Source organism: Streptomyces sp. SAS_270 (assembly GCF_052543295.1).
In genome coordinates this window covers 1-23,929 of the sequence record NZ_JBMNDS010000120.1, presented here as the reverse complement: position 1 = coordinate 23,929, position 23,929 = coordinate 1, and the positions used below count along the sequence as shown (strand labels likewise).

At 70.6% G+C, this 23,929-nt stretch carries 16 protein-coding genes and 1 pseudogene; 8 read left to right on the top strand and 9 right to left on the bottom strand.

The features are described from left to right. Positions 1-57: 57 nt before the first annotated feature. The 7 genes from ACN6LB_RS43020 to ACN6LB_RS42990 form a co-directional block, all read right to left on the bottom strand. On the bottom strand, positions 58-2,925 hold the full coding sequence (locus ACN6LB_RS43020) for a glycoside hydrolase family 2 TIM barrel-domain containing protein (protein ID WP_445030648.1): 2,868 nt from the start codon (positions 2,923-2,925) through the stop codon (positions 58-60). Positions 2,926-2,952: 27 nt separating this feature from the next. Further along, the gene (locus ACN6LB_RS43015; RefSeq protein ID WP_445030647.1) at positions 2,953-3,825 is read right to left on the bottom strand and encodes a carbohydrate ABC transporter permease; all 873 of its coding nucleotides are present in this window, start codon (positions 3,823-3,825) and stop codon (positions 2,953-2,955) included. After that, a complete protein-coding gene (locus tag ACN6LB_RS43010) occupies positions 3,822-4,790 on the bottom strand; it encodes a carbohydrate ABC transporter permease (RefSeq protein WP_445030646.1) in 969 nt (322 codons plus the stop codon). The genes ACN6LB_RS43015 and ACN6LB_RS43010 overlap by 4 nt, the downstream gene beginning before the upstream one ends. 20 nt (positions 4,791-4,810) lie before the next feature. Then, positions 4,811-6,073, bottom strand: coding sequence for an ABC transporter substrate-binding protein (locus ACN6LB_RS43005; protein WP_445030645.1), 1,263 nt, complete (start codon positions 6,071-6,073; stop codon positions 4,811-4,813). Positions 6,074-6,305: 232 nt separating this feature from the next. Next, on the bottom strand, positions 6,306-8,150 hold the full coding sequence (locus tag ACN6LB_RS43000; RefSeq protein ID WP_445030644.1) for a glycoside hydrolase: 1,845 nt from the start codon (positions 8,148-8,150) through the stop codon (positions 6,306-6,308). Positions 8,151-8,167: 17 nt separating this feature from the next. Continuing rightward, positions 8,168-9,484, bottom strand: coding sequence for an ROK family transcriptional regulator (locus ACN6LB_RS42995; protein WP_445030643.1), 1,317 nt, complete (start codon positions 9,482-9,484; stop codon positions 8,168-8,170). 163 nt (positions 9,485-9,647) lie between these two features. After that, positions 9,648-10,892, bottom strand: coding sequence for an FAD-binding protein (locus ACN6LB_RS42990; RefSeq protein WP_445030642.1), 1,245 nt, complete (start codon positions 10,890-10,892; stop codon positions 9,648-9,650). Positions 10,893-11,100: 208 nt separating this feature from the next. Here ACN6LB_RS42990 and ACN6LB_RS42985 point away from each other — a divergent pair, with 208 nt between their 5' ends. The 3 genes from ACN6LB_RS42985 (at position 11,101) to ACN6LB_RS42975 (ending at position 14,932) form a co-directional block, all read left to right on the top strand. Further along, positions 11,101-11,775 (top strand): pyridoxamine 5'-phosphate oxidase family protein, encoded by a 675-nt coding sequence (locus tag ACN6LB_RS42985; protein ID WP_445030641.1) that lies wholly within the window; start codon positions 11,101-11,103, stop codon positions 11,773-11,775. A 76-nt stretch (positions 11,776-11,851) separates the two neighbouring features. Further along, the gene (locus ACN6LB_RS42980; protein WP_356145181.1) at positions 11,852-13,183 is read left to right on the top strand and encodes a radical SAM protein; all 1,332 of its coding nucleotides are present in this window, start codon (positions 11,852-11,854) and stop codon (positions 13,181-13,183) included. A 246-nt stretch (positions 13,184-13,429) separates the two neighbouring features. Further along, complete coding sequence (locus ACN6LB_RS42975) at positions 13,430-14,932, top strand: cellulose binding domain-containing protein (RefSeq protein ID WP_356145182.1); 1,503 nt, start codon at positions 13,430-13,432, stop codon at positions 14,930-14,932. 34 nt (positions 14,933-14,966) lie between these two features. On the opposite strand, the gene ACN6LB_RS42970 is transcribed toward ACN6LB_RS42975, so the two are convergent. Continuing rightward, positions 14,967-18,554, bottom strand: a complete 3,588-nt coding sequence (locus ACN6LB_RS42970) for a CHAT domain-containing protein (RefSeq protein WP_445030640.1) — start codon at positions 18,552-18,554, stop codon at positions 14,967-14,969. Between the two features lie 66 nt (positions 18,555-18,620). Between ACN6LB_RS42970 and ACN6LB_RS42965 the strand changes: the two genes are divergently transcribed. The 5 genes and pseudogenes from ACN6LB_RS42965 to ACN6LB_RS42945 form a co-directional block, all read left to right on the top strand. Then, a complete protein-coding gene (locus ACN6LB_RS42965) occupies positions 18,621-19,022 on the top strand; it encodes a hypothetical protein (RefSeq protein WP_445030639.1) in 402 nt (133 codons plus the stop codon). Continuing rightward, a complete protein-coding gene (locus tag ACN6LB_RS42960) occupies positions 19,019-19,675 on the top strand; it encodes a hypothetical protein (protein WP_445030638.1) in 657 nt (218 codons plus the stop codon). Before ACN6LB_RS42965 ends, ACN6LB_RS42960 begins: the two co-directional genes overlap by 4 nt. 273 nt (positions 19,676-19,948) lie before the next feature. Next, positions 19,949-21,040: a ribosome small subunit-dependent GTPase A gene (gene rsgA, locus ACN6LB_RS42955; protein ID WP_445030637.1), complete on the top strand. Its 1,092-nt coding sequence runs from the start codon at positions 19,949-19,951 to the stop codon at positions 21,038-21,040. A 334-nt stretch (positions 21,041-21,374) separates the two neighbouring features. Beyond that, positions 21,375-22,874 (top strand): DNA-3-methyladenine glycosylase 2 family protein, encoded by a 1,500-nt coding sequence (locus tag ACN6LB_RS42950; protein WP_445030649.1) that lies wholly within the window; start codon positions 21,375-21,377, stop codon positions 22,872-22,874. Then, positions 22,874-23,368: pseudogene (locus tag ACN6LB_RS42945) on the top strand (methylated-DNA--[protein]-cysteine S-methyltransferase); the annotation flags it as partial. The gene ACN6LB_RS42950 and the pseudogene ACN6LB_RS42945, both read left to right, overlap by 1 nt. 43 nt (positions 23,369-23,411) lie before the next feature. Here ACN6LB_RS42945 and ACN6LB_RS42940 read toward each other — a convergent pair. Continuing rightward, positions 23,412-23,780 (bottom strand): PPOX class F420-dependent oxidoreductase, encoded by a 369-nt coding sequence (locus tag ACN6LB_RS42940; protein WP_445030636.1) that lies wholly within the window; start codon positions 23,778-23,780, stop codon positions 23,412-23,414. Between the last annotated feature and the right edge of the window lie 149 nt (positions 23,781-23,929).

The window sequence follows — 23,929 nt, the reverse complement described above, 5'->3', positions numbered from 1 at the left end:
CCCCCCCCCCCCCCCCCCCCCCCCCCCCCCCCCCCCCGGGGTGGAGCAGGTGAGGGGTCAGCCAGGGAGTTCCGAGAAGACGAACGAGAACTCCGCGGGAGCCGCCTGCAGCCGGTACTGCGGGAGCGGGCCCGGACCGCACGACTGCGAACCGATGCCGTGCTGGCCGTGGTCGAGGTTGACCCAGACCTTGTCGCCGGGCGCCAGGTCCGTCAGATGGGCGGCCGCGTCGAGCTGCTCCGTCGTCCAGCGGCGTGCCGTGAACCAGAACTCCGGATCGCCCTCGACCCGCAGCCCGCCGAGCTCGGCCCAACGGACGTCGGCCCGCGCCCCGTTCTCCTGCGGGCGGACGTACGGGGTCTGCAACTCGTCGACCGACGACTCCCAACGACCCAGCATCGAGGCGGCCCTGGTGTCCGGGTACGCCTCGCCCGGGCCGCCGCCGAACCACTTCACGCGGTCCGCGGAGGCGGGCAGCCCGAACCGGATCCCGAGCCGCGGCAGCGGCACGTCCCAGTCGCCCTCGGGCGTCACGGACACCGTCAGCCGCAGCCGGGTGCCGTCCGACGTCCAGCGGTAGACCGTGCGCAGGCCCACCTCCCAGGCGGCCGGCGCCACCCGGGTCCGTACGGTCAGCGCGTCGCCGTCCAACTCGACGGCGTCCAGCCGGTGTTGCAGTCGGTGCAGGCCCAGCTTGCGCCAGAGCGGTCCGTAGCGCACATCGGACTGCCAGGGCGCGCCGTCGTCGTTGTCGGTCGGGGCACGCCAGGCGTCCAGGCGCAGATCCGAGACCTCGACGCCGCCGAGGGTCCGCAGCGCGCCGGTGCGGGCGTCGAACGCGGCCGGGCCGAGCGTGATCCGCCGCTCGCCGGCAACGGGCGCCTCACTCGCGGCGAACCGCTCCGGGGAACGGTCGCCGACCGGCAGTTGAGCCCAGGCCACCTGGTGGTCCTTCGGCCCCCACGCCGTCTCCGCGGCGAGCAGCGCACGCACCGTCCACAGCGTCTCGGCGCCCCGGCCGTCCGCGGGCGGCGCCGGCAGCTTCACCTCGGCGGACTCGCCGGGCGCGAGCGCGGGCACCGACAGCGTGCCCGTTTCCACGCTTTCGCCGTCGACCTGGTACGACCACTCGAAGGCCAGCGCGGAAAGGTCGGCGAAGTCGTACCCGTTGGTGATCCGGACCGTTCCGTCCGCGCCGTCACCCTCGATACGAACCGGCTCGATCACCTTCTTGTACTCGACGAGGCCCGGCGACGGCGTGCGGTCGGGGAGGACCAGCCCGTCGCAGACGAAGTTCCCGTCGTGCAGTTCCTCGCCGAAGTCGCCGCCGTAGGCGAAACCGTGGCGATCGTCCTTGATGCCGTGGTCGATCCACTCCCAGATGAAGCCGCCCTGGAGGCGGTCGTGCGCCTCGAAGATCCGCTGGTAGTCGGCGATCCCGCCCGGGCCGTTGCCCATGGCGTGCCCGTACTCGCAGAGGATGAAGGGGAGTTGACGACGCTTGTGGGTGCCGCCGTCCAGGCCTTCGCCGATCCGCTCGACCTCGGCGTGGTCGGCGTACATCCGGGAGTACATGTCCGTGTCACGGCAGTCGATGTCGCCCTCGTAGTGGACGAGCCGGGAGCCGTCGCGGCCGTGGATCCACTCGGCCATGGCGGTGAGCCCGCGGCCCGTCCCCGCCTCGTTGCCGAGGGACCAGATGACGACGGAGGGGTGGTTCTTGTCGCGCTCGACCATGCGGGCGGCGCGGTCGAGCAGCGCCGGGGTCCAGCGGTCGTCGTCGACGGGGTTGTCGCGCCAGGCCTGTTCGGTGAAGCCGTGGGTCTCCAGGTCGCACTCGTCGATGACCCACAGGCCGTACTCGTCGCAGAGGTCGAGGAAGGCGGGGTGCGGCGGGTAGTGGGAGGTGCGGACGGCGTTGAGGTTGTGCCGCTTCATCAGCAGCACGTCCTGGCGCATGGTCTCCAGGTCCAGGGCGCGGCCCTGCTCCGGGTGCCACTCGTGCCGGTTGACGCCCTTGAAGAGGACGGCCTTGCCGTTGACCTTCATCAGGCCGTCCTCCAGGACGACCGTGCGGAAGCCGATGCGCAGCGGCACGCGCTCGCCCTCGGTGACGAGGAAGCCGTCGTAGAGCCGGGGCGTCTCCGCCGTCCACGGCTCCACCGCGACCGTCACCGCGTCGCCAGTCGCGACATCGATGTCCAGGGCGGGCACGGTCACCCGCCCGTCGACGTCGGAGTCGACGCGCAGGGTGCCCTCACCGGTGGTGTGGTCGTAGGAGGCGTGCACGAAGAAGTCGAGCGCGCTGCCGGCTGGGCGGTGGAGCAGGGTCACGTCCCGGAAGATGCCGGGCAGCCACCACTGGTCCTGGTCCTCCAGGTACGAGCCCGCCGACCACTGGTGGACCCGGACGGCGAGGACGTTCCCGGCGGGCTTGAGCAGGTGACCCACCGCGAACTCGTGCGGCAGCCGGGAGCCCTTGAACTCGCCGATGTCCGTGCCGTTCAGCCAGACCCGGGCACAGGACTCGACGCCGTCGAAGCGCAGCACCGCCCCGCCGTCCGAGGGCCACTCGGACGGCAGGTCGAACACCCGCAGATGGTCACCGGTCGGGTTCTCGGTCGGCACCCGCGGCGGGTCGACCGGGAAGGGGTAGAGGTGGTTGGTGTAGATCGGCGCGCCGTGCCCCTGGAGGACCCAGTGGCCGGGGACCGCGACCTCGGCCCAGTCCCCGGCGTCGTACCCCTCGTCGGCGAAGGAGTCGTCCTCGGCGTCGGCGGTCGGCGACACACGCAGACGCCAACTGCCGTTCAGGGACAGGGACTTGGCGTCGGACGACGCGTACCAGGCGCGGGGCGGTAGGGCCCCGCTGCCGGGCGAGACGTCCTCGACGTAGTCGATGGCCGTGGAGGTGCGGAAAGACATCGGTCTCCAGGTCCTGAGTGGAAGGTGTCAGCCCTTGATGCCGGTCTGCGCGATCCCCTGCACCAGCCAGCGCTGGAGGAAGAGGAACACGAATACCAGGGGCAGGATCGAGAAGGCGGTCGCCATGAAGATCAGGTGGTAGTTGACGGTCTGGTTGGTCATGTACGACGAGAGCGCGACCTGGACGGTCCAGGAGCTGGGGTCCTGGCCGATGACCAGCGGCCACAGGAAGGCGTTCCAGCCGCTGATGAACGTGATCGTGGCCATCGCCGCGAAGAAGTTCAGCGAGTTGGGTACGACGATCCGCCAGTACGCGCCCCAGTAGCCGAGCCCGTCGACGCGCGCCGCCTCCTCCAGTTCCTTCGGGAACCCCAGGAAGTACTGCCGGAAGAGGAAGCAGGTGAAGCCGCTGAACAGGCCGGGAATGATCAGGCCGCGGTAGGTGTCCACCCAGCCGAGCGAGGAGACCAGCACGAAGCTCGGCACGAAGGTGACGGATGTCGGGACCATCAGGGTCGCCAGGACGGCGTAGAAGACCTTGTTGGCGTGCCGGTAGGGAATGCGGGCGAGGCCGTAACCGGCCAGCGAGCAGACCAGCAGGATGCCGACGGTCATCAGGACGGCCACGACGAGCGAGTTCCACAGGGACTGACCGAAGTCGACCAGCGGGTCGTTGAACAGCTCGGAGACGTTGCTCCACTGGAGTTGGCTCGGGAAGAACTTCCAGTTCTCGCCCGTGATCTCCTGGTCCGTGGACAGGGCGTTGCGGACGATCAGGTAGAAGGGGATCAGGAACAGCGCCGCCGCGATGCTGACGCAGACGTAAAGCCCCGTGTTGCCGATGACGCCGCCACGCTTCTTCCTGCGCGGCTTGTCGATCCGTGGTGCGGTGGTCGTCACTTGGACTCCTCCCCCCTTCCGAAGCCCATGATCTTGCCCTGGAGCAGGGTGACCAAGCAGATCAGCACCGTCAGGATGACGGCGCCCGCGCTGCCGGCGCCGTAGTCCTGGCCCGAGCCGATGGCGGTCTTGTAGAGGACCATGAGGGGCGTCTGCCCCCAGGTCGCCTTGTTCCCGATGATGTTGAAGAACTCGTCGAACGCCTGGTAGGCGGCGATGAGCAGCAGCAGGATCACCGCGGTCGAGGTGGCCCGCAGTTGCGGCAGCGTGATGAACCGGAAGGTCTGCCAGCCCCTCTTGGCGCCGTCGATCGCCGCGGCCTCGTACAGCTCCGCCGGGATGTTCTGCAGCGCGGCGATGAAAAGGATCATGTAGAAGCCGGACTGCAGCCACAGGCGCACGGTCAGGATGACCAGCCAGTACCAGGGCGGACTCGGGTTGGACACCCAGGCGATGTTCTCGACGCCGAACCAGCCGACGATGGTGTTCGCCAGGCCGAAGCGGACGCCGTTGAAGATGGACATCTTCCAGATCAGCGCGGCGGCGACGTAGGAGCACGCGGTCGGGATGAAGAACACCGACCGGAAGAACGCCCGCATGAAGCGCAGCCGGTTCACCAGCAGCGCCAGGCCCAGTGACAGCGCCCAGGTCGTGGGCACGATGAACGCGGCGAACACGGTGAACGTCAACAGCGACCCGGTGAAGTCGCTGTTCGTCAGCATCTGCTTGTAGTTGTCGAACCCGACGAAGTGGCTCGGTGTGACGGTGAAGCGGGCCTCGAAGAAGCTGAGCCAGATGCTCCATCCGATGGGGACGAAGACGAAGATCATCAGGCCGATGAGGAAGGGGCCGGTGAAGAGCCAGAAGTTGAAGGTGGGGTTGCCCCGCAGCCCCCGCCGCGGCCGGGCCGGGGAGGCCTTGGCCGGGGCGGGTCGGGCGACCCCGCGCGTGGTGGTGGTCGACATGGCGTGGTCTCTCCCGCGGCCTATCCGAACAGCTTCTTCAGCTCACGGTTGATCGTCTTGTCGGCCTTGTCGAGAGCCGCCTCCGGGCTCCCGCCCTTGCGGACGCAGTCGGAGATGACAGCGTCCAGGGCGCTCCACATGGCCTGGGTCCAGCTGATGTTGTCGAAGTGCCCGTATTCGGTGAAGAGCTTGGCGCCCTCGGCCGGCAGACCGGACTTGAGCTTGTCGGCGGAGGCGGCGAGCGAGGTGCGCGGCGGGATGTGGAAGCCGTAGGAGGTCGCGAAGTCCTCCTGGTACTTCTTCTGGTCGATCCACAGCCACTTCACGTATTCCTTGGCCGCGTCGACGTTCTTGCCCTTGGCGTTGACGAACATGGACCAGCCGCCGTTGTAGACGGAGGGCTTGCCGTTGCTGCCGACCTTCGGGAAGGGGAAGACGCCCAGGTCGTCGCCGAGTGCCTTCTGCATGGCGGGCATCGCCCACATGCCGCAGAACTGGATGGCGCACAGGCCCTGGTTGATCGCCGAGGGGTCCCAGTAGTCGGCAGGGGCGTCCAGCAGCAGGTGGCCGCTGGTGAACAGCTTGCGCAGCTGGCCGAGACCGGCGGCGACCGCGTCGGTGTGGTAGGCGATCTCGTTCTTGGCGTTGAGGGGCTCGGCGCCCGCGGACCAGATCAGAGGCGCCTCGATGGCGTGCAGGTCGTTGCCGAGGAAGAGGCCCTTGACCTTGGAGGTGGTGAGCTTGGCGGCGGCCTCGATCAGTTCCTCCAGCGTGGTCGGGACCTCGACCTTCGCCTTCTCCAGCATCGACTTGCGGTAGAAGAAGAACTGCGGGTCGTCGATCATGCGGACGCCGTAGATCTTGCCCTCGTACGTGTGCGACGCGATGTCGGCCGGGTTGAAGTCGTCCTTGACCGGGTTGATTATGTCGCTCAGGTCCGCCACCTGACCGCTCTTGACCATCTGGATCTGCGGGTGGAACTCGAAGACGTCAGGGGCGTTGCTGGTGAGCAGGGCCGCGAAGAGCTTGGTCTCGTAGTCGTTGCTGGTGATCCACTGCGTGCCCACGTTGGCGTCCTTGTACGCGGACGCGTACTTCTTGACCGCCTGCTCCACGCCCGGCTCGCCGTACGCGTGGAAGTACTGGTTCAGGTTCTTGCCCGAACCGCTTCCGCCCCCGCGCCCGTTGTTGCCGCCACACGCGGCCAGCGAGCCGGCGGCGGCCAGGCCCGCGGCGGCCTTGAAGATGGAACGGCGGTCCCAGTTGCTGCTCATTGCCGACATGCTGACGTCCTTGTCTCGATGTGTGCGGCTGCGGCTCTACGGCTCAGCGCCAAGTGGCTCGAATTTGAGGTGCGGTGCGGGACGTTAACCTTCGGCTAAGGCTTCGGCAAGGGGTTGGACGAAGTCTGTTCGAAGCGTTGTGTCCGGTTCGGAATCTCGAACGTTGGGGTGGTGCAGGGGAGTTGAGGGCCGCCGGGTCAGGGATGGCCGGCGGCCCTCGGCACAGGGGTGGTTACTGCTTTGACCAGGCCTCGTTGGACCCGCCGTTGCAGCTGTAGACGATCACTTTGCTGCCGTCGGTGGTCGCCTGACCGCTGACGTCCAGGCACTTGCCCGAATCCTCACTGACGATCTGACCGTTGCCGTTCAACTGCCAGCGCTGCTCCGCACTGCCGGCGCAGTCCGTGGCGGCCAGGCCCGAACTTCCGGCCGTCAGACACCCGCCGGCGCCCTTGAGAGCGCCTGTGGCGTCGTACGCCCAGTCCTGGGCCTGCGCGCCCGTGCAGGTGCTCAGAGCGGCGCCCGTGGCGTCCGCGGTCAGGCACTTGCCGGACTGTTTGCCCTGCCAGGCCCCGGTGACCGCCGAACTCCCGCGGCCCTTCTGGTCGAAGACGTACGTCGTGATCGACCGGGCGGCGAGGGTGCCGGACGCGGTGGCGCCGTGCACGGAGGGCTTCGCGACCTTCGCCCAGTTCTCGGTGGCCGAGGTGCGCACGGCCTGTTGGGCGCGCACCGGCGTCCTGCTGTTGAAGTGCAGGTTCAGCGCGGTGTCGGTGGTGTTGTGGTTGTTGACCACGACCACCCACTTGCCGCCCCGGTCGTAGGAGGAGACCTCGACGCCGCTCGGTGCGCCGGTCACGTTGTGCGCGACCGCGCCCGGTTTCACGAACTTGCTGTACTGGCCGAGCGCGTAGTAGCGCTTGGTGAAGTAGAGCTTCTGGTTGCCGTTCGTGGCGTAGTCCGGGTCGTAGTAGATCAGGCCGTCGTTCCAGCCGTCACCGTTCTTCGCGTTCGGATCGCTGCCGATCATCTCCGACAGCGCGGTCCACCACTGGAACGCCGAGTCGTGCGCGGTCGCGAAGTCCTTGTAGATGATCCGCGAGATGTTCAGCCCGCTGTCGATCGTCGGGTCGTACTCCTGGGCCCAGCCGGTGCCGCCGTTGCCGAAGCAGCAGATCTCCGTCGCCCAGGGCCGCTTGCCGACCGACTTCGACGTCTCGTTGATCTTCGCCAGCTGGTCGTCGCCCGGGTTGTTGTACGTGTGATGCGCGAGCCTGGAGACGTACTGGGCCGTGCCCGGCTGCGAAATCCACTGCGGCAGCTCGGTGTTGAAACCGACCGTGCTGCTGGACTCGTCGGCGATGATGCCGGTCCGCTGCTTGCGGGCCTGCTGCTCGGCGCCGAGCGCCCGCACGATGTCGTCGCGCTGGTCGACCGGCACCAGCATGCCTTCCTGGCCGCAGCTGTCGAAGCTGTTGGTCGGCTCGTTGAAGGGGCTGATGTAGTCGAACCGCGTGCCCTGCTTGGCGAAGTGGTCGGTGACATCGGCGACGTACCGCACGAAGTCCTGCGTGTTCTCGGCCTTCAGGTAGCCGCCGCAGCTCTGCGCGTTGGTCTTCCACGCGGCGGGCGCGCTGTTGACGAAGGCGACCAGGTCCTCGACGCCGTACTTGGCCGCGTACTTCAGGAAGGTGCGGCCGCCCTTGTCCTTGCTCCAGTCGTACGTCCCGTCGGCCTTCAGGAAGTCCTCGGGGGCGCGGGAGGGCGTGGTCACCGCGGTGCCGCCGCCGCCGATGTTGTACCGGTAGTTGCTCAGGTCCAGGCCCTGCGAGGAGAACAGCAGCTTCGCCACCCTGGCCTGGACCTTGGGGTCGAAGTTCTTCAGGTCGTTGACCCACCAGGCGCCGGACGCGCCGATGTTGTCGATGGTCTGTGCGGCGTGCGGGGAGACCTCGGCCGAGGAATCCGTGGCCGCGGGGTCCGCGGCTCCCGCGGGCGGTGCGGATATCAGGGCTCCGGTGACGGCGAGCGCGGCGGCCGCGCCGGTCAGGAGTGACCGTCTGCCCAGGTGACTCATGTGCCTACCTTCCGTCGTCATGAAGGTGGTGCTGTACGGCTCCTTGCGGGGGTGGTGCGACGCGGTGCGGCTCTGCCACCCGCGGGTTTGGGGGTCCCGGACTTGGGCTTCTTGGAACTGCCGGACTTCTGGCCGACCACGGACAGTGCGCCTTCGAGGGCGAAGGTGGCGGCCCCGAGGCAGACCGGATCGGTGGGAATGGGGGAGAGGACGATCTCGGTGGCGGCCATCGGGCGCGGCAGCGCGTGCCGGGCGACGGCCTCGCGCACCTCCGTCACCAGCGGCTCACCGAGGGCGGCCGCGACCCAGCTGCTGAGTACGACCACTTCGGGGTTGAGGAGGTTGACCAGGTCCGAGATCCCGGCGCCGAGGTAACGGGCGGTGTCCCGGACCACCTTGAGCGCCACCGGATCCTGCGCCTCCACGCCCCGGGCCAGCGCGTTGATGGTCGCGGTCTGGTCCTCGGGATGCAGCAGCGTGCTGCCGGGGCTGAGCTCCCGCAGGTTCAGCATGATTCCGGGCGCCCCGACATACGTCTCGACGCAGCCGTGGTTGCCGCAGTGGCACAGCCGCCCGTCCAGGACGAGCGTCGTATGGCCCCACTCGCCGGCGCTGTTGCTCACGCCCCGGTGCAGCCCGCCACCGAGCGCGAGCCCGGCGCCGACCCCGGTGCCGAGGTTGACCACCACGGCGTCCCCGCGGCCGCGCGCCGCCCCGAACCAGAGCTCGGCGACCGCGCAGGCGCGCAGTGGGTTGTCCAGGTACAGCGGGTAGGCGATGTGCTCGGAGAGCAGGTCGAGCAGCGGCACGTCGTGCCAGTTCCAGTTCGGGGCGTACTCGGACACCCCGCCCTCCCGGTCGACCTGGCCCGGCACGCTCACACCGACCCCGAGGACGCGCGCGCCCTCCACGCCGGCCTGCGCGACCACCGAGCCGACCGCCGCCGCGACATGGCCGACGACCTGCTCGGGCCTGCTCTCGCCGGGACGCATGTCCTCGTCGGCTCGGGCCAGCACGTTCAGCCCGAGGTCGAACAGTTCGACCCGTACGTATGTCTCCGCGATGTCGACGCCGATCAGGGCGCCGCCCGACGCGTTGACGGCGACCAGCCCCCGGGGCCGGCCCCCCGCGGAGTCCTCGAACCCGACCTCGGTCAGCATCCGCAGGTCGAGCAGCTCGCCCACGAGGGTGGCGACCGTGGCCAGGCTCAGCCCGGTCGCGGCCGCCAGCTCCTGTCGGGAGGTGGGCGACTCGGCGATGATCTGGCGCAGCACCTCATAGCGGTTCGCGGTGCGGATGTCGCGTGATGTGCGCTTCACCGGGCGTGCCCCCATCCCTTCGGACCCATGCCGGAGCACTTCGGCCCCGGCGCGGCGCAAGGCTATGGCCTGGGACGGACTTTCGACAAGGGGTTAGGAAAGGGGGTGTAGAAAGTCCCTCGCGACAGGGGCGACGGGAGGCCGGTTTCAGCCCGTGGGCGGCTGCGGTCGGCCGGTGTCAGGCATCGAGGATCTCCCGTACGAAGGCGTTGGTGAACTTTCCCTCGGGGTCGAGGGAGCCGGCCAGCGCCCTGAAGTCGCCCAGGCGCGGGTAGCGCTCGCGCAGTGCAGCGGACGGCACGGTGAACACCTTGCCCCAGTGCGGCCGCGGAGCGAAGGGGTTCAACGCCTCCTCCACGCGCCGCACCACCGGCAGCACGGCTTCCGTGTCCTCGACCCAGGTGAAGTGGAAGGCGACGGAATCCTGTCCGTGGGCAGGGCTCAGCCACTGTGCGTCGGCGGCGATCGTGCGCACCTCGCAGATCTGCAGCAGCGGCGCGATCGTCTCGCGGATCGCGTCCAGCGCGTGCAGTGCGTCGAGGGCGTGCGTGCGCGACAGCAGGTACTCCGACTGCAGCTCGGCGCCGCTGCTCGGGGTGAACTCCGCCCGGAAGTGCGGGAGCCGCTCGTGCCAGGGGCCCGGGACACCGAACTGCTCGGTGCAGTTCTCCGCGGGCATTCCCGGCACCGGGTGCATCGCCTCGGTGGCGGGAGCGGCCCACGGGAACTCCGGCAACGGCTGGTCGGTGCGCCGCTTCAGCCACACCTGACGGAAGCCGGGCTCCCGCCAGTCGGTGAAGAGACTCACGCTGTACGCCGCCGCCGCCACCTTCTCGAAGTCCAGCCCAGCCGACGGGAGTTCGGTGAAGACGTGCTGGGCCACCTCGAAGTCCGGTTCCAGGTCGAGGGTGAGCGCGGTGACCACGCCGAGCGCGCCGAGGGAGGTCACGGCGCCGTCGAAGCGGGCGTCGCCCCGGGCGATAGTGACGCTCGTCCCGTCCGCCGTGACGAGCTCGACCTCGCGTACGGCGGAGGCGAGCGAGCCGTTGGCGACACCCGAGCCGTGGGTGCCGGTCGCCACCGAGCCCGCCACCGAGATGTGCGGGAGGGACGCCATGTTGTGCAGAGCGAGCCCGTGCCGGTGCACCTGCCGGGCCAGCTCGGCGTACCGGACGCCGCCCGCGACCCGTACCGTACGGGCCGCGGTGTCCACGTCCACCACCGGCGGCAGCGCCGACAGCGAGAGGAGTGCACCGCCGTCGCCCGGCTCGGCGATCTCGTTGAAGGAGTGCCCGCTGCCGAGCACCCGCACCTTCGCACTGTCGGCCACCAGCGCCCGCAACGCGTCGAGCGAGTGCGGGCGGTGCAGCTCCTTGGCGGAGTAGGTGATGTTCCCCGCCCAGTTGCTCAGGATCTCGTCCATCGCTGTAGTCCCTCCCCGGGAAGTCGTCCGGTCAGGAGATCACAGTTGCCGTCGTGGGGCGCGTGTGTCCATATCCGGTTGCCGACGGGCGGGAGGGGTTCGGCCTGGCGTGTATATCGATGTGCGGATTTCGTTGATTCAGGCGTATTGAGATGCTGATTTCGCAAAAATATGGCCAGTGAGACGCGATATCGGTAGCCTCGCGCTCGTGACGCACTCTTCCCGCCCCGCCGCCCTGCAGGAGACCGACCGCACCCGGCACCGCCGTCTGCGGGAGCAGGGCAGCCTGGAGCGAGCCGACCTCGACGCGATTCTGGACGCCGGTTTCATCTGTCATCTCGGAGTGGTGGTCGAGGGGCGGCCATTGGTCGTGCCGACCGTCTACGGAAGGGACGGGGAGCAGTTGTACGTACACGGGTCCGTGGCCAGCCGGAGTCTGGTGGCGACGGCGCCGGTCTGTGTGACCGTCACTCACGTCGACGGGCTCGTCCTCGCGCGCTCCGTCTTCGAGCACGGGGTGAACTACCGCAGCGCCATGATCCACGCAGTGCCCCGCAAGGTCACCGACCCGGACGAGAAGCTGGCGGGCCTGCGGCGGCTCACCGAGCACGCCACCCCCGGCCAGTGGGACTACGCTCGCGCGCCCAGCCGCAAGGAACTCGCCGCGACCACCCTGCTCGCGCTCTCCCTGGAGGAGGCGTCGGTCAAGATCCGCTCGGGCGCCCCGGAGGACGGCGACGGCCCCGACGCCGCACTCGGCCGCTGGGCCGGCACCCTGCCGCTCACCGCGACCTGGGGCGCGCTCGTCCCCGACCCCGTACTCCCGCCGGACATCACCGCGCCGGCCCACCTCACGCGCCGCGAGGGGACCCGGCACGGCTGACGTGCGGGCGGGGGCATACCGTGAGGAGTCGTACGCCTTCGCCGGGTCGTACGCCTTTGTCGGGAGGAGAAACGGGATGGGCAGCCGCACCGCGCTGGTCGAGGATCTGATGGAGCGCTTCCCGCACGTGCCGCGGGAAGCCGTCTTCAAGGAGGACCTGCTCCGCGGGGGTGTGGCCTTCGACGCGTCCGCCCTCAGCGACAACGAGAAGGGCGAGGTCAAGCCGAAGTCGTACTTCATCTTCTCCTTCGACCACGGCACCCTGCCCGAGCTGGGCGAGGCCGCGCTGCGCCGTCCGCCCGAGGAGATCATCCTCACCGGCGGCCCCTACGACCTGCGGCGGACCGTCGTCTCGGTCCGGGTGAACCCGTCCTCGCCGTACCGGGTGGCGGCCGACGGCGAGGGGCTTCTCGGGCTCTATCTGGACGGTCGGCGCATCGCCGACGTCGGTGTGCCGCCCATGCCCGAGTACTACAAGCACACCCTCTCCAACGGGAAGTCCGTCATGGAGGTCGCCCCCACCATCCAGTGGGGCTACCTGATCTACCTCACCGTCTTCCGCGTCTGCCAGTACTTCGGCGCCAAGGAGGAGTGCCAGTACTGCGACATCAACCACAACTGGCGCCAGCACAAGGCGGCGGGGCGCCCGTACACCGGAGTGAAGGACGTCGACGAGGTCCTGGAAGCCCTGGAGATCATCGACCGGTACGACACCGCGAAGACCTCCACGGCCTACACCCTCACCGGCGGCGCCATCACCTCCAAGCTGCAGGGCCGCGACGAGGCCGACTTCTACGGCATGTACGCCAAGGCCATCGAGGAGCACTTCCCCAACCGCTGGATCGGCAAGGTCGTCGCACAGGCGCTGCCCCGGGACGACGTGCAGCGCTTCAAGGACTACGGCGTGCAGATCTACCACCCCAACTACGAGGTGTGGGACCGCCGGCTGTTCGAGCTGTACTGCCCCGGCAAGGAGCGCTACGTAGGCCGCGACGAGTGGCACAAGCGCATCCTCGACTCCGCCGAGGTCTTCGGCGCGCGCAACGTCATCCCCAACTTCGTCGCGGGCGTGGAGATGGCCGAGCCCTTCGGCTTCACCACCGTCGACGAGGCCATCGCGTCGACGACCGAAGGCCTGCGCTTCTTCATGTCGCACGGCATCACGCCCCGCTTCACCACCTGGTGCCCGGAGCCCACGACCCCGCTCGGCAAGGCCAACCCGCAGGGCGCGCCGCTGGAGTACCACATCCGGCTCCTTGAGGCCTACCGCTCCACGATGGAGGACTTCGGTCTCTCCTCGCCGCCCGGATACGGTCCGCCCGGGCCCGGCCACGCCGTCTTCTCGGTGAGCTCCTTCATGGACAGCCTCCCGGCGCGGGACCTCACCGAGGAGCCCGTCCGCCGGTAACTGATACTTCCTGGCTTCCCGTCCGTACTACAGGCCGGGCGTGTCCGCCACGCCCGGCCTCCGCGGTCCCGGAGCCCCGCGTTCCAGGGGTCCCGCAAGCGGTTGCCGCAGGAATTGAATACGCGGCTTGTCAGTTGTGTGGGAAGCGTGAAAAGCTCGGGCACCGTCGCGAGGCGGCAACCAACTCCCTTGTACAGCTAGGGAGTTGATGTACGCATCTGGAAGAAGTTGATGCAGGAGCCCCCCATGCCCGACCTGCCGACCCCTCAGGACGCCGCCGAGGCCGCACTGTTCTCGGAGTGCTGGGACGCGGTCCTGTCGTACGCCGATCTGTGCACGTCCGGTTCCGCGGCCTCCAGCCAGCTGGCGACCGAGGCGTTCACCCACGGCATTCGCGAAGTGCGTGCGAACGCGGCAGGAACGAAGAGTACCGGCCGCAGGGCCCTTCGGCTGCCGCGAGTGCCCTTGCTGCTGACGTCGGTTCGCACCACGGCCGCCGGCTGGGAGGCGCACGGGCAGGGCCATCGGCTCGACCCCGACCTGCGGCTGTGGCTCAACTCCGACAAGGCCGCCCGCTACACCGGGCCGCCCCTGCACCGCCCGCTCGCGCTGCGCGGGCTCAGGGACATGCAGGAACCGGACGCCGACCTGATGTGGCTGGCCGAGGTGGAGTCGCTGCCGCTGCCCGCCGTCGCCCGGCGGCTCGGCCTCGACCCGACCGCCGCCGCCGACGAACTCGCGCAGGTCCGGGCGCTGTTCAGGGACCGGTGCCATCGCAACCACCTCGACACCCCGATGGACGCGAACTGCCGCAGCTACGCCCGGCTCCTCGACGCCGTCACCCGCTCGCCCGGCGCCGAGACCCCCGGCGACCTCTCGCGGCACCTCGCCCGGTGCGTGGAGTGCGCGGAAGCCGCCGCCTGTCTGCGGCTGCACGGCGGCGGGCTGCCCTCGGCGCTCGCCGGCGGCGTCATCGGCTGGGGCGGCCTCGCGTACCTGGAGCGGCGTCGCCGGGCCGCGGAGGCGGGCCTGAACGGCGGGCGCATGGACGCCGCCAGGGACACCGGAATCGCCGAGGGCAGGCTGCCCCGGCCCCGGATCGGCCGCAACGGCATGCTCGTCGCCGCCGTGATCGTCTCCGTGCTCGCACTCGGTGTCACGCTCATGCCCTTCAATGGTGCGAACGGCCCCGAGGCCGGCGGCTCGACACGGGGCGACTCGACGGAACGGCAGCCGGTGGCCGACCCCGGGCCCTCGTACTCCTCGTCCCAACCGGTCACCTCCAGCACGTCGACGTCGGTCGGCGAGGCCGGATCCACGTCACCGGACGCCTCGGCCGACCCGTCCGGTCCGACGGTCCCCGCCACCGAACCCCAGGGCGACTCCTCTTCCGCCACCAGCGGTTCGGGCAAGCCCGCCGCGGGCGAGTCGGCCGACCCGTCCTGCCGGATCACGTACGAGATCACCAACCAGTGGCCCGACGGCTTCCAGGCCACCGTCACCGCCACCTCCGAGAAGCCGCTGAACACCTGGACCATCGGCTGGACCTTCCGCAACGGCCAGCGGGTCGGCCAGATGTGGGACGGCAGCTTCGTCCAGCACGACTCCCAGGTGACCGTCATCGCCGCCGACTACAACAAGTCCGTCGCCGCGGGCGGCACCTTCGGCATCGGCTTCCTGGCCTCCTGGGACGGCGACAACTCCGCTCCCCGCTCCTTCACACTGAACGGGCATCACTGCGCGAGCTGAAAGGGCTGCCCCCCGGCAGGGCGGGCGCGGTGCGTCACGGACCGACGTGCAGATACGCCGCCCAGCGCAGCGGATCCGTCGGGTGCTGCCCGCGGTGCGCGGCCACCGCGGCATGCAGGGCACGGGCGGCCTCGCCGGCGTCCGGGCGGCCGGCACGGGTCAGGGCGGCGTAGACCTGTGCGGCCACGTCCGGCGCCGAGCCGTCCTCGATGCTCCACATGGTGGCGAGGACGTGCCGGTACCCGGCCAGCTGCATGGTGGACGCCAGATGCATGACCTCGTCGGGCAGATTGACCGCGCCGGTGGCTGTCTCGCATGCGGACAGATAGGCCAGCTCCGCACGCGGCAGATCCAGCTCCAGCAGCTCGGTGGCGGCCAGTCGGCCGTCGTAGAGGACGAAGGCGCTGTGCGCGGGATCCATGAAGTCCTGTTCGGCGTGGCAGGCGAAGTGCGCCCAGGAGCTCTCGTGCAGCGCCCGCCGCACCGCCTCGCACGTCGCGTCCGGCCCGATGAGCGTGTTCACCGGCGCACCTCGCGGGAAGCGGGCCCGCAGCTCCTCGTACTCCCGCTCCACCTCCGGCAGCGGCGGCCGGCCCGGTGTCTGCGGCATGCCGACGGCCAGCAGCCCGCCGAAGCCGCCGCCGTCCTCGCCGCGCTCCCGGGCACGGCGCAGGGCCGTGAGCGTCGAGATGTACGAGGAGACGGCACGAGCGGGAACGCAGGAGAGCGACTCGGACTGCGGGGACGTACCCGGTGAGGTGCGGTGGCGCGGGTACCGGCCGGCGGAGTGCAGAGGCAGCAGCGCGAGCCGGTTGGTCGGGCACCACCACACGCGGGGCAGCGGATCGCCGGGGCGGCCCAGGGCACCGAGATGGTCGAGCACGGGCTCCGCGATCCGCTCCCACAGCCAGGCCAGCAGGTCGTACACCGCGTGCCGGTCGGCTTCCCGCCGCAGGAAGGCGCGGCGCGGTTTCTCGCGTGCCGCCAGCACATTGAGGAAGGTCACGACCTGCCGGGCCGCCTCCTCCTCCGTGAGGCCGGGCAGGTCGACGACCTCGACGGGGGAGCCGGGTGCGCGGATCACCAGGGCATGGCAGGCGATCGCGCTCACGTTGACCACGACGACGGGTCCGCCCTCGGCCGCGATGCTCAACTCCTCGTAGGGCACGGGCGCGAGGAAGTACGCGAAGCCGTCCAGTTGCCGCGCCTCGGCCACCAGATCGTCCCACTCACGGCACAGGGCGGCTCGCTCCTGCGCCAGCCGCTCCCGGCCCAGCGGCGACAGCAGGCTCTCGTCGGGCAGTTCCGCCGGATCGGTGCGCGAGGAGGACCGCTGCACATCCAGCCGCTCACGCACCCGCAGCAGCTCCGCCGCCAGAGCCGGTGCCCGCACGGCGAGTTCGGACATGTCGCCGCGCGTGTGCAGCAGCTGGTTCTGGATGATCGTCCGGCCCTGTTCGAGGAGCTCCACCGCACGCTCCGGAGCACCGGCCAGGATGTGGCAGGCGGCCGCGGCCGGCGCGAGCCCGGACCACTCGGTCAGATGGTTCTCGCGCGCCGCCCTGGGCAGCCCGTGCCAGGCCAGCTCGTGCAGCAGCAGCGCCGCCCGGTCGTAGCCCTCGGCGGCCAGGGCGTGGTCGCCCAGCCGCGCGGCCGCGGAACCCCAGGCGGCGCAGCACTCCATGCGGTCCGTCGGGGTGGCCACGCGCAGTTCGGCGGCGAGCTGCCACCAGCGGATCGCTTCGCGCAGGTCGCCAGGGTCGCCGCGGTGGTCGTGGCGACGCCCGAGCATGTCGCCGAGCCGCCGCCAGACCCTGGGAAGGAAGATGTCGTCGTCCCGCACCGTCGACGCGGCCTGCCTGGCCAGGTCCACGGCACGGTCGAGGGCGTCGGCGCCGGGCTCCGGCCCGTCGGTGAGCGCCTCGGCGAGGCACCCGAGAAGCGTTTCGTACGAGGGGTGCGTGCGGGCGGTGACGGCCACCGCCTGCTCGGCGGTGCGGATCGCCTCGTCGAGGTCGTCGGGGGACTGCGCGAGCCGGAAGCGGGCGAGCAGAGCCACGCTGAGCGCGGAGAGATAGCGCCCGAACTCCGGGTGGCTGCGCGGAATCGTCGCCGCTGCCTCCCGCTGCCATCTGATCACCCCGTCCAGGTCCGCCGGATGATGGTCGTCCCGCAGCCGCGCCCTCAAAGCCTCGGCGAGATGGCACATGGCCATGGCCCGGTGGGTGCTGGGAGAAACAGCAGGCAGGGCATCGACGGCCCGGGTCGTCAGGCGGATCGCCCGGTCCAGATCGGCAGCCTCGAAGAGCCGCTTGTACCGCAGCAGGAAGGCCAGCCCCAGATTGGACAGCACGAACCCGTCCTCCCTGGTGACGGAGACCGCCTCTGTCCCCAATCGGATGGCCCCCTCCAGGTCCTGGACGGAACCCCGCCGGTCGTAGCGGATGCGGTGCGAGGCGGCGAGATTGGCCAGTCGCCGCCCCCTGTCCGGGTCCGTCCTGGAGGTCTCTTTCAGGGCCTGTTTTTCGAGAGCGATCGCCCGGTCCAGGTCCGCGAGGTCGCCCGTCCGCTCATGCCGGAAGTACAGAGCTGTCGCGAGCTCGGTCATGACGTTCGGGCGTGACGGCACGGAGGCCGAGTCGAGCAGGGAGTCCAGCAGCTCGATGGGCTCCTCCAGATCGGCGGGATCGCGCAGCCGGTCGTAGCGGGCGCGCAGCCTCCGCGCCAGACGGACCGCGAAGTCCAGCCGGTCGGGGTCCTCCGGGTGCGCTTCCTCCACCGCCGCCCGCGCGTGGCCGATCGCCTCCTGGAGATCGGCGATGTCGTCCGTGAGCTCGTGGCGGAGGTTGAGTGCCCTGCCCAGTTGGGACAGGCGACGCGCGCGGGCGTGGCTGCCGACCGGCGTCGCGCGTACCGCCGCTCTTCCCACGGACACGGCCCGTTCCAGATCCTGCCGCTCCCCGAAGCGGCCGTGGCGTTCCAGCAGCAGATTGGACAACAGGGTGAGGCGGCGCGACTGTTCGGGGTTTTCCTCGGCCGTCCAGACGAGGGAGGACTCGCGCAGCTCGATGGCCTCGTCCAGGTCGGACGCCTCGCCCTTGAGGTGGAAGCGGCGCATCAGGGCGCCCGACAGGTGGGCCATGGGCAGGCCGGGTATGTCGTCCCCCGTGATCGACAGGTCCAGCGCGAGGCGGTAGTGGTGCACGGCCCCGTCCAGGGCCTCTTCGGCGCGGGTCCGCTCGTACGTCGTCATCAGCTGCCGGGCGCGGCAACTCGCCTCGTCGGCACGCTCGTTCGCCGCGGCGACGGCCTCGAAGAAGGATCTGGGCACGCCTTCGCCACGGAGCCGGGCGCGGAGGACGAGCAGTCTCATCACCCAGCCGTTGTCGGCGTACCCGTCGCTTCCCGGTCTCGCCTGATGCCGGGCCCCGTGGAAGCCGAGGAGCGCGTCCAGAACGGCCGGGGAGACGACGCGTCCGCCTTTTCCGTCGTTCTGGACCAGATGCGCCTGCAGTTCGCGCGCCTCGGCCGACGCCGCCGTCTCGAACAGAACGGAGTCGTCGCCCTGTTCGTCGAATCGCTTCACACGGTCGAGGAGCGCTGTGATGAGGTGGTCGCGCACCAGGTCACTTTATCGGCGGGGCGACCGAAGGGCCGGGCAGTGAGACAGAGGGGAACGGGCGCGAGCATGGCGGCACCGGAGCACAAGAGCAGTGAACCCTGGGAACCCACCTCGGACTTCGAGTGGACCGACCGGGCCTACGGCCTGCTGGAGCAAGGGCTGCTGCAGGCCGAGGTGAACGTCGTCGACGGCGTCCTGAGCACCCGGGTCTGGGGCAACTGCCCCCGCTGCGAAGGGCTGCTGAACGACCATCAAGTCCCCACGGTGGTGGACGTCTTCGGCGCGTCACGAGGACACGGGGCCGATGCGGTCCCGGCGGCGGGGCCTCCCGTGGTGGTCGTGGACGTCACCTGCGGCTGCGGCCTCGCCCATGCCGGAGTACCGGAGGGGACGACCGGCTGCGGGGTCAGCTTCCGCGTGGAGCTGGAGGCCGAAGCCGCCGGGCCCCTTCCCCAGGGGACACCATGAGCGGGTACCGGCCGAGGAGACCGACCCGTGGGCCCACTCCCTTCGACCTCGCCGAACGGGACGCCTTCGCCGCGCTGTCGGCGGCTTCCCTGGACGCCGTCCGCTCCAGCGCGGAGACCTGGCGCAACGGCCTCTCCGCCTTCATCACCCTGGTCACCACCGGTGTGGTGATCAAGGGACGGGACACCGCCAGCGCCCTGCCCACGGAATGGCGGGCAGCCCTCACCGCGCTCATCGGAGGCGGCCTGCTCGTCGCGATCCTCGGGCTGTGGCAGGCGCTCGGGGCCCAGGCCGGCACCCGTCCCCGGGCCACCACGCTGAACGCCGTGCACAGCCGCTACGGGTCGGTCGCCGCGTACAAGGTCGCCCTCGCGAACATCGCGGCCGCCCGGCTGCGGCGCGCGCAGTACCTGGTCGCGGTCGCGCTGGCCCTCCTGCTCGCCGGCATCGGCGTCACCTGGTGGGCGCCCGCCGAGTCGACAGGCGACAAGCCCGTCTACCTCAAGGTCGCCCACCAAGGCCGGACCAGCTGCGGAACGCTGCGTTCCGCCGATGGAGGCGTGCTCCGGCTGAAGAGCCCGGGACGCCATGAGCACGCTGTGATCCCGTTGGGGGACGTCACGAACATCGAGGTCGTGAGGAGCTGCGGATGACGCGCTCGAATCGACCCGATAAATCATTGGCGTCACATCATGAGGTGCCTCTAGGGTGAGCGATGTTCCTCGGTGGCCGGCGGCCGCCGGGACCGATCGAGTGTGAACCGAGTGCGAACCAGGAGGTGTTGACCGATGGCTGTCACCGTGCAGGGCGCTGCCCGCATCCAGAAGTCCATCAAGTCCACCTCTGTGGCCGCCGGCTGACCTCCACCTCCTTCATTCACCGCGCCTGAGTGCGCGTGCCGGGGCCGCCCTTGTGAAGGGTCACCCTTGACTTCCTCCGCAGTTTTCTCCGCCCTGTCCCGCTACGGCTGGGACGACTCCTGGGCGGAGCAGTTCTCCGCGTACGACTCCGAAGGGCTCCTCGCCGGACGGGTGCTCCGCGTCGACCGCGGCCAGTGCGACGTCATCACCGTCGACGGGGTGCTGCGCGCCGACACCGCGTTCGTGACGCCCCACGATCCGCTGCGCGTCGTGTGCACCGGCGACTGGGTCGCCGTCGAACCCGGCGGGAACCCCCGGTACGTACGGACGTATCTGCCGCGCCGTACCGCGTTCGTCCGCTCCACCTCCTCCAAGCGGTCCGAGGGGCAGATCCTCGCCGCCAACGTCGACCACGCGGTCATCGCCGTGTCCCTCGCGCTGGAACTCGACCTCGGCCGCATCGAACGCTTCCTCGCCCTGGCGTGGGAGTCCGGGGCGCAGCCCGTGGTCGTCCTCACCAAGGCCGACCTGGTGCCGGACCCCGTGACCCTCGCGCATCTCGTCCAGGACGTGGAGACGGCGGCGCCTGGCGTGCCGGTGCTGACCGTCAGCTCCACGTTGGGGGAGGGGCTCGACGTGCTCGCGGCCCTTCTGGCCGACGGTACGTCCGTGCTGCTCGGGCAGTCCGGTGCGGGGAAGTCGACCCTCGCCAACGCGTTGCTCGGCGAGGACGTGATGGACGTCCAGGCCGCGCGTGACGTGGACGGCAAGGGCCGCCACACCACGACGACCCGCAACCTGCTCGCCCTCCCGGGCGGGGGCGTCCTCATCGACACGCCAGGGCTGCGTGGAGTCGGCCTGTGGGACGCCGAGACCGGCGTCGGTCAGGTCTTCTCCGAGATCGAGGAACTCGCCGCCGAGTGCCGCTTCCAGGACTGCGCGCATGTCGCGGAGCCCGGCTGCGCGGTCCTCGCCGCGGTGGACTCCGGGGATCTCCCGGAGCGCCGCCTCGACAGCTACCGCAAGCTCCTGCGCGAGAACCAGCGCATCGTCGCGAAGACCGACGCCCGGGTGCGGGCCGAGATCCGTCGGGACTGGAAGCGGAAGGGGGCGGAGGGGAGGGCTGCGATGGAGGCGAAGCGGGGGCGTCGGGTGTAGGACGGCTTGGGTCGTGTCGCAACTGCGGGCAATCGTGCCGCTAGAGGCGGCTGCCCACCCGGCCGCGGGGGTGCGTGGGGCGCCGGGTGGCCGGCGAAGCCTCGTCACTGCGGGCAATCGTGCCGCTGGGGGCGGCACGGGTGGGCGCAGCGGCACCCCGTGAACGCCGGGCTGCGTGACCCACCCCCGCCCAGCACCCACCCCGGGTGCGAAGGAAACACGGGGCACCCGGGGTTTGCCCACCCACCCCGGGTGCCGTCCGGGGCGCGACGGTAGCGTCACGTCCGATTTCCGCCAGCCGCGCCGCCGGCGACCCCGCACACTGGTGGACGTGATCGATGAAGAGACCAGGTACGAGGCGGTGCGCAGCCGTGATGCCCGTTTCGACGGGGAGTTCTTCTTCGCGGTGGAGACGACGGGGATCTACTGCCGGCCCAGTTGCCCGGCGGTCACGCCGAAGCGGCGGAACGTCCGGTACTACACGACCGCGGCCGCAGCCCAGAGCTCAGGCTTCAGAGCCTGCCGCCGCTGCCGCCCGGACGCGGTCCCCGGCTCCGCGGAGTGGAACGTCCGGGCCGACGTGGTCGGCCGGGCCATGCGCATGATCGGCGACGGAGTCGTCGACCGCGAAGGCGTCGGCGGACTCGCGCTGCGCCTCGGCTACAGCGCCCGCCAGGTGCAGCGCCAGCTCACCGCCGAGGTCGGCGCGGGCCCCGTAGCCCTGGCCCGTGCCCAGCGGGCCCACGCCGCCCGGGTGCTGTTGCAGACAACGGGTCTGCCGATCACGGAGATCGCGTTCGCGGCCGGCTTCGCCAGCGTGCGGCAGTTCAACGACACGATCAGGGCGGTGTACGCGTCGACACCGAGCGAAGTGCGCGCTGCCGCACCCCGCGGCGGCGGCCCGAGCCGCCGCACCGCCACCCCCTCCGCGGGCATCGCCCTGCGCCTCGCCCACCGCGGCGCCTACCAGGCCGACGCCGTCTTCGACCTCCTCGCCCACGAGGCGGTCCCGGGCATTGAGGAGGTCAGCGGCAACCCCGGCGGCCGTACCTACCGCCGGACCCTCCGGCTCCCGTACGGGACGGGGATCGTCGCCGTGGACGAGCGGGTGCGCGGTCAGCGGGTCGTTTCCCCGTTCCGCGTGCCGGTGGCGGTCGGCGCGGCGCCGGGTCCCGGTGCGGAACCGGGACCGGAACCGGGACCTCGTACGGCGTCCGATCACGCGGCCCACTCCGGTGGCTGGCTCGACGCGCGGATTCAGCTCACCGATCTCCGCGACCTGACCACCGCCGTGCAGCGGCTGCGGCGGCTGTTCGACCTCGACGCCGATCCGTACGCCGTCGACGAGCGGCTCGCCGCGGACCCGCGCCTGGCCCCGCTGGTCGCCGCCCGCCCGGGCCTGCGTTCGCCGGGCACCGCCGACCCCGACGAACTGGCCGTACGCGCGCTGGCGGGGCGAGCGGAGTCCGAGCGGCTGGTGCGCCGCCACGGCAAGGCGCTGGACTCGCCGTGCGGCACGCTCACCCATGTGTTCCCCGAGCCGGGCGTCCTTGCGCAGGCCGAACCGGACGGGCCCCTCGGCGCACTCACCGCGGCCCTCGCCGACGGAGCCCTGCGGCTCGACGCGGGCGCCGACCGGGACGACGCTCAGGAGGCGTTGCTCGCGCTGCCCGGCATGGACGGGCGTACCGCCGCCGTCATCCGTACCCGCGCCCTCGGCGACCCCGACGTGGCCCCACCCGGTGGCGACGTCCCCGACACCTGGCGCCCCTGGCGCTCCTACGCCGTACAACACCTCAGGATCGCAAGCGAGTCGGAACGGGAAGCCCTCTGATGACCACCCCCGCACGCCCCCTCTCCTACACGACCCTCGACAGCCCCGTCGGTCAACTCCTCCTCACCGCCGACGAGTCCGGCATGCTGACCTCGCTCTCCGTCCCCGGACAGAAGGGCGGTCGCACCGCGCAGGACGACTGGCTGCGCCGTCCTGAGCTCTTCCGGGAGGCCGAGCAGCAGCTCGCCGCCTACTTCGCCGGTGAACTCAAGGAATTCCAGCTGGAGTTCAGGACCGAGGGCACTCCGTTCCGCCGGCAGGTCTGGGCCGTGATCGACGACGTGCCCTACGGAGCCACGACGACCTACGGGGCCATCGCCGCGCGGCTCGGCGTCTCGCGTGCGGCCGTGCGCGCGGTCGGGGGCGCGGTCGGCGCCAATCCGTTGCTCATCGTGCGGCCCTGTCACCGGGTGATCGGCGCGAACGGCTCCCTGACCGGGTACGCCGGCGGCCTCGAACGCAAGCAGTCGCTGCTCGGTCTTGAGGGCGCGCTCGGCGGCCCGGCGGGGGAGGAACTCCAGGGTTCGTCCGGGAGCCTCAGTCCTCCAGGCCCCAGCTGTGGATGCGCTTCGGGTGGACGCGGATCAGTTCGTCGCTGAAGTGGCTGCCCAACTCGTGCGGACCGGTGAGGAGTTCGGCCTCGCCGCGGATGTCGACGCCGCGTACCTTCCAGGGCTGGACGCTCACGACGTCGTCGACGACCAGCGCCACCTTCGGGTTCTTCTGGAGGTTGCGCCACTTCTTGGTCGTACCCAGCGCGTAGCCACCGATCAGGATCGTCCCGTCGTCCTGCGGGAAGAAGCCGACGGGGTTCGCCTGCGGCTGCCCGTGGGCGTCGACGGTGGCCAGTCGGCCCAGCCGCTGCGAGGAGAGGTACGCGCGCTCGGCCCTGCTGAATTCGGTCATGGACGCAGCGAAGCACGGCGCGTGGCCAGTGCGCATCGGGTCCTGGACCGAGGGGGTGTTTTGAAAGTCCCGCACAGCACCCACGGCGCCCGGCACGCACCCTCGCCGCACCGGCCGAAGTCCCAAGTACGTCCAGTACGAGGGCCTTC

Excerpts from the sequence above, each read along its gene's own strand:
- ACN6LB_RS43020 (WP_445030648.1), bottom strand. The coding sequence starts at position 2,925 with ATGTCTTTCCGCACCTCCACGGCCATCGACTACGTCGAGGACGTCTCG.
- ACN6LB_RS43010 (WP_445030646.1), bottom strand. The coding sequence starts at position 4,790 with ATGTCGACCACCACCACGCGCGGGGTCGCCCGACCCGCCCCGGCCAAG.
- ACN6LB_RS43005 (WP_445030645.1), bottom strand. The coding sequence starts at position 6,073 with ATGTCGGCAATGAGCAGCAACTGGGACCGCCGTTCCATCTTCAAGGCC.
- ACN6LB_RS43000 (WP_445030644.1), bottom strand. The coding sequence starts at position 8,150 with ATGAGTCACCTGGGCAGACGGTCACTCCTGACCGGCGCGGCCGCCGCG.
- ACN6LB_RS42995 (WP_445030643.1), bottom strand. The coding sequence starts at position 9,484 with ATGGGGGCACGCCCGGTGAAGCGCACATCACGCGACATCCGCACCGCG.
- ACN6LB_RS42990 (WP_445030642.1), bottom strand. The coding sequence starts at position 10,892 with ATGGACGAGATCCTGAGCAACTGGGCGGGGAACATCACCTACTCCGCC.
- ACN6LB_RS42980 (WP_356145181.1), top strand. The coding sequence starts at position 11,852 with ATGGGCAGCCGCACCGCGCTGGTCGAGGATCTGATGGAGCGCTTCCCG.
- ACN6LB_RS42975 (WP_356145182.1), top strand. The coding sequence starts at position 13,430 with ATGCCCGACCTGCCGACCCCTCAGGACGCCGCCGAGGCCGCACTGTTC.
- ACN6LB_RS42965 (WP_445030639.1), top strand. The coding sequence starts at position 18,621 with ATGGCGGCACCGGAGCACAAGAGCAGTGAACCCTGGGAACCCACCTCG.
- ACN6LB_RS42960 (WP_445030638.1), top strand. The coding sequence starts at position 19,019 with ATGAGCGGGTACCGGCCGAGGAGACCGACCCGTGGGCCCACTCCCTTC.
- ACN6LB_RS42940 (WP_445030636.1), bottom strand. The coding sequence starts at position 23,780 with ATGACCGAATTCAGCAGGGCCGAGCGCGCGTACCTCTCCTCGCAGCGG.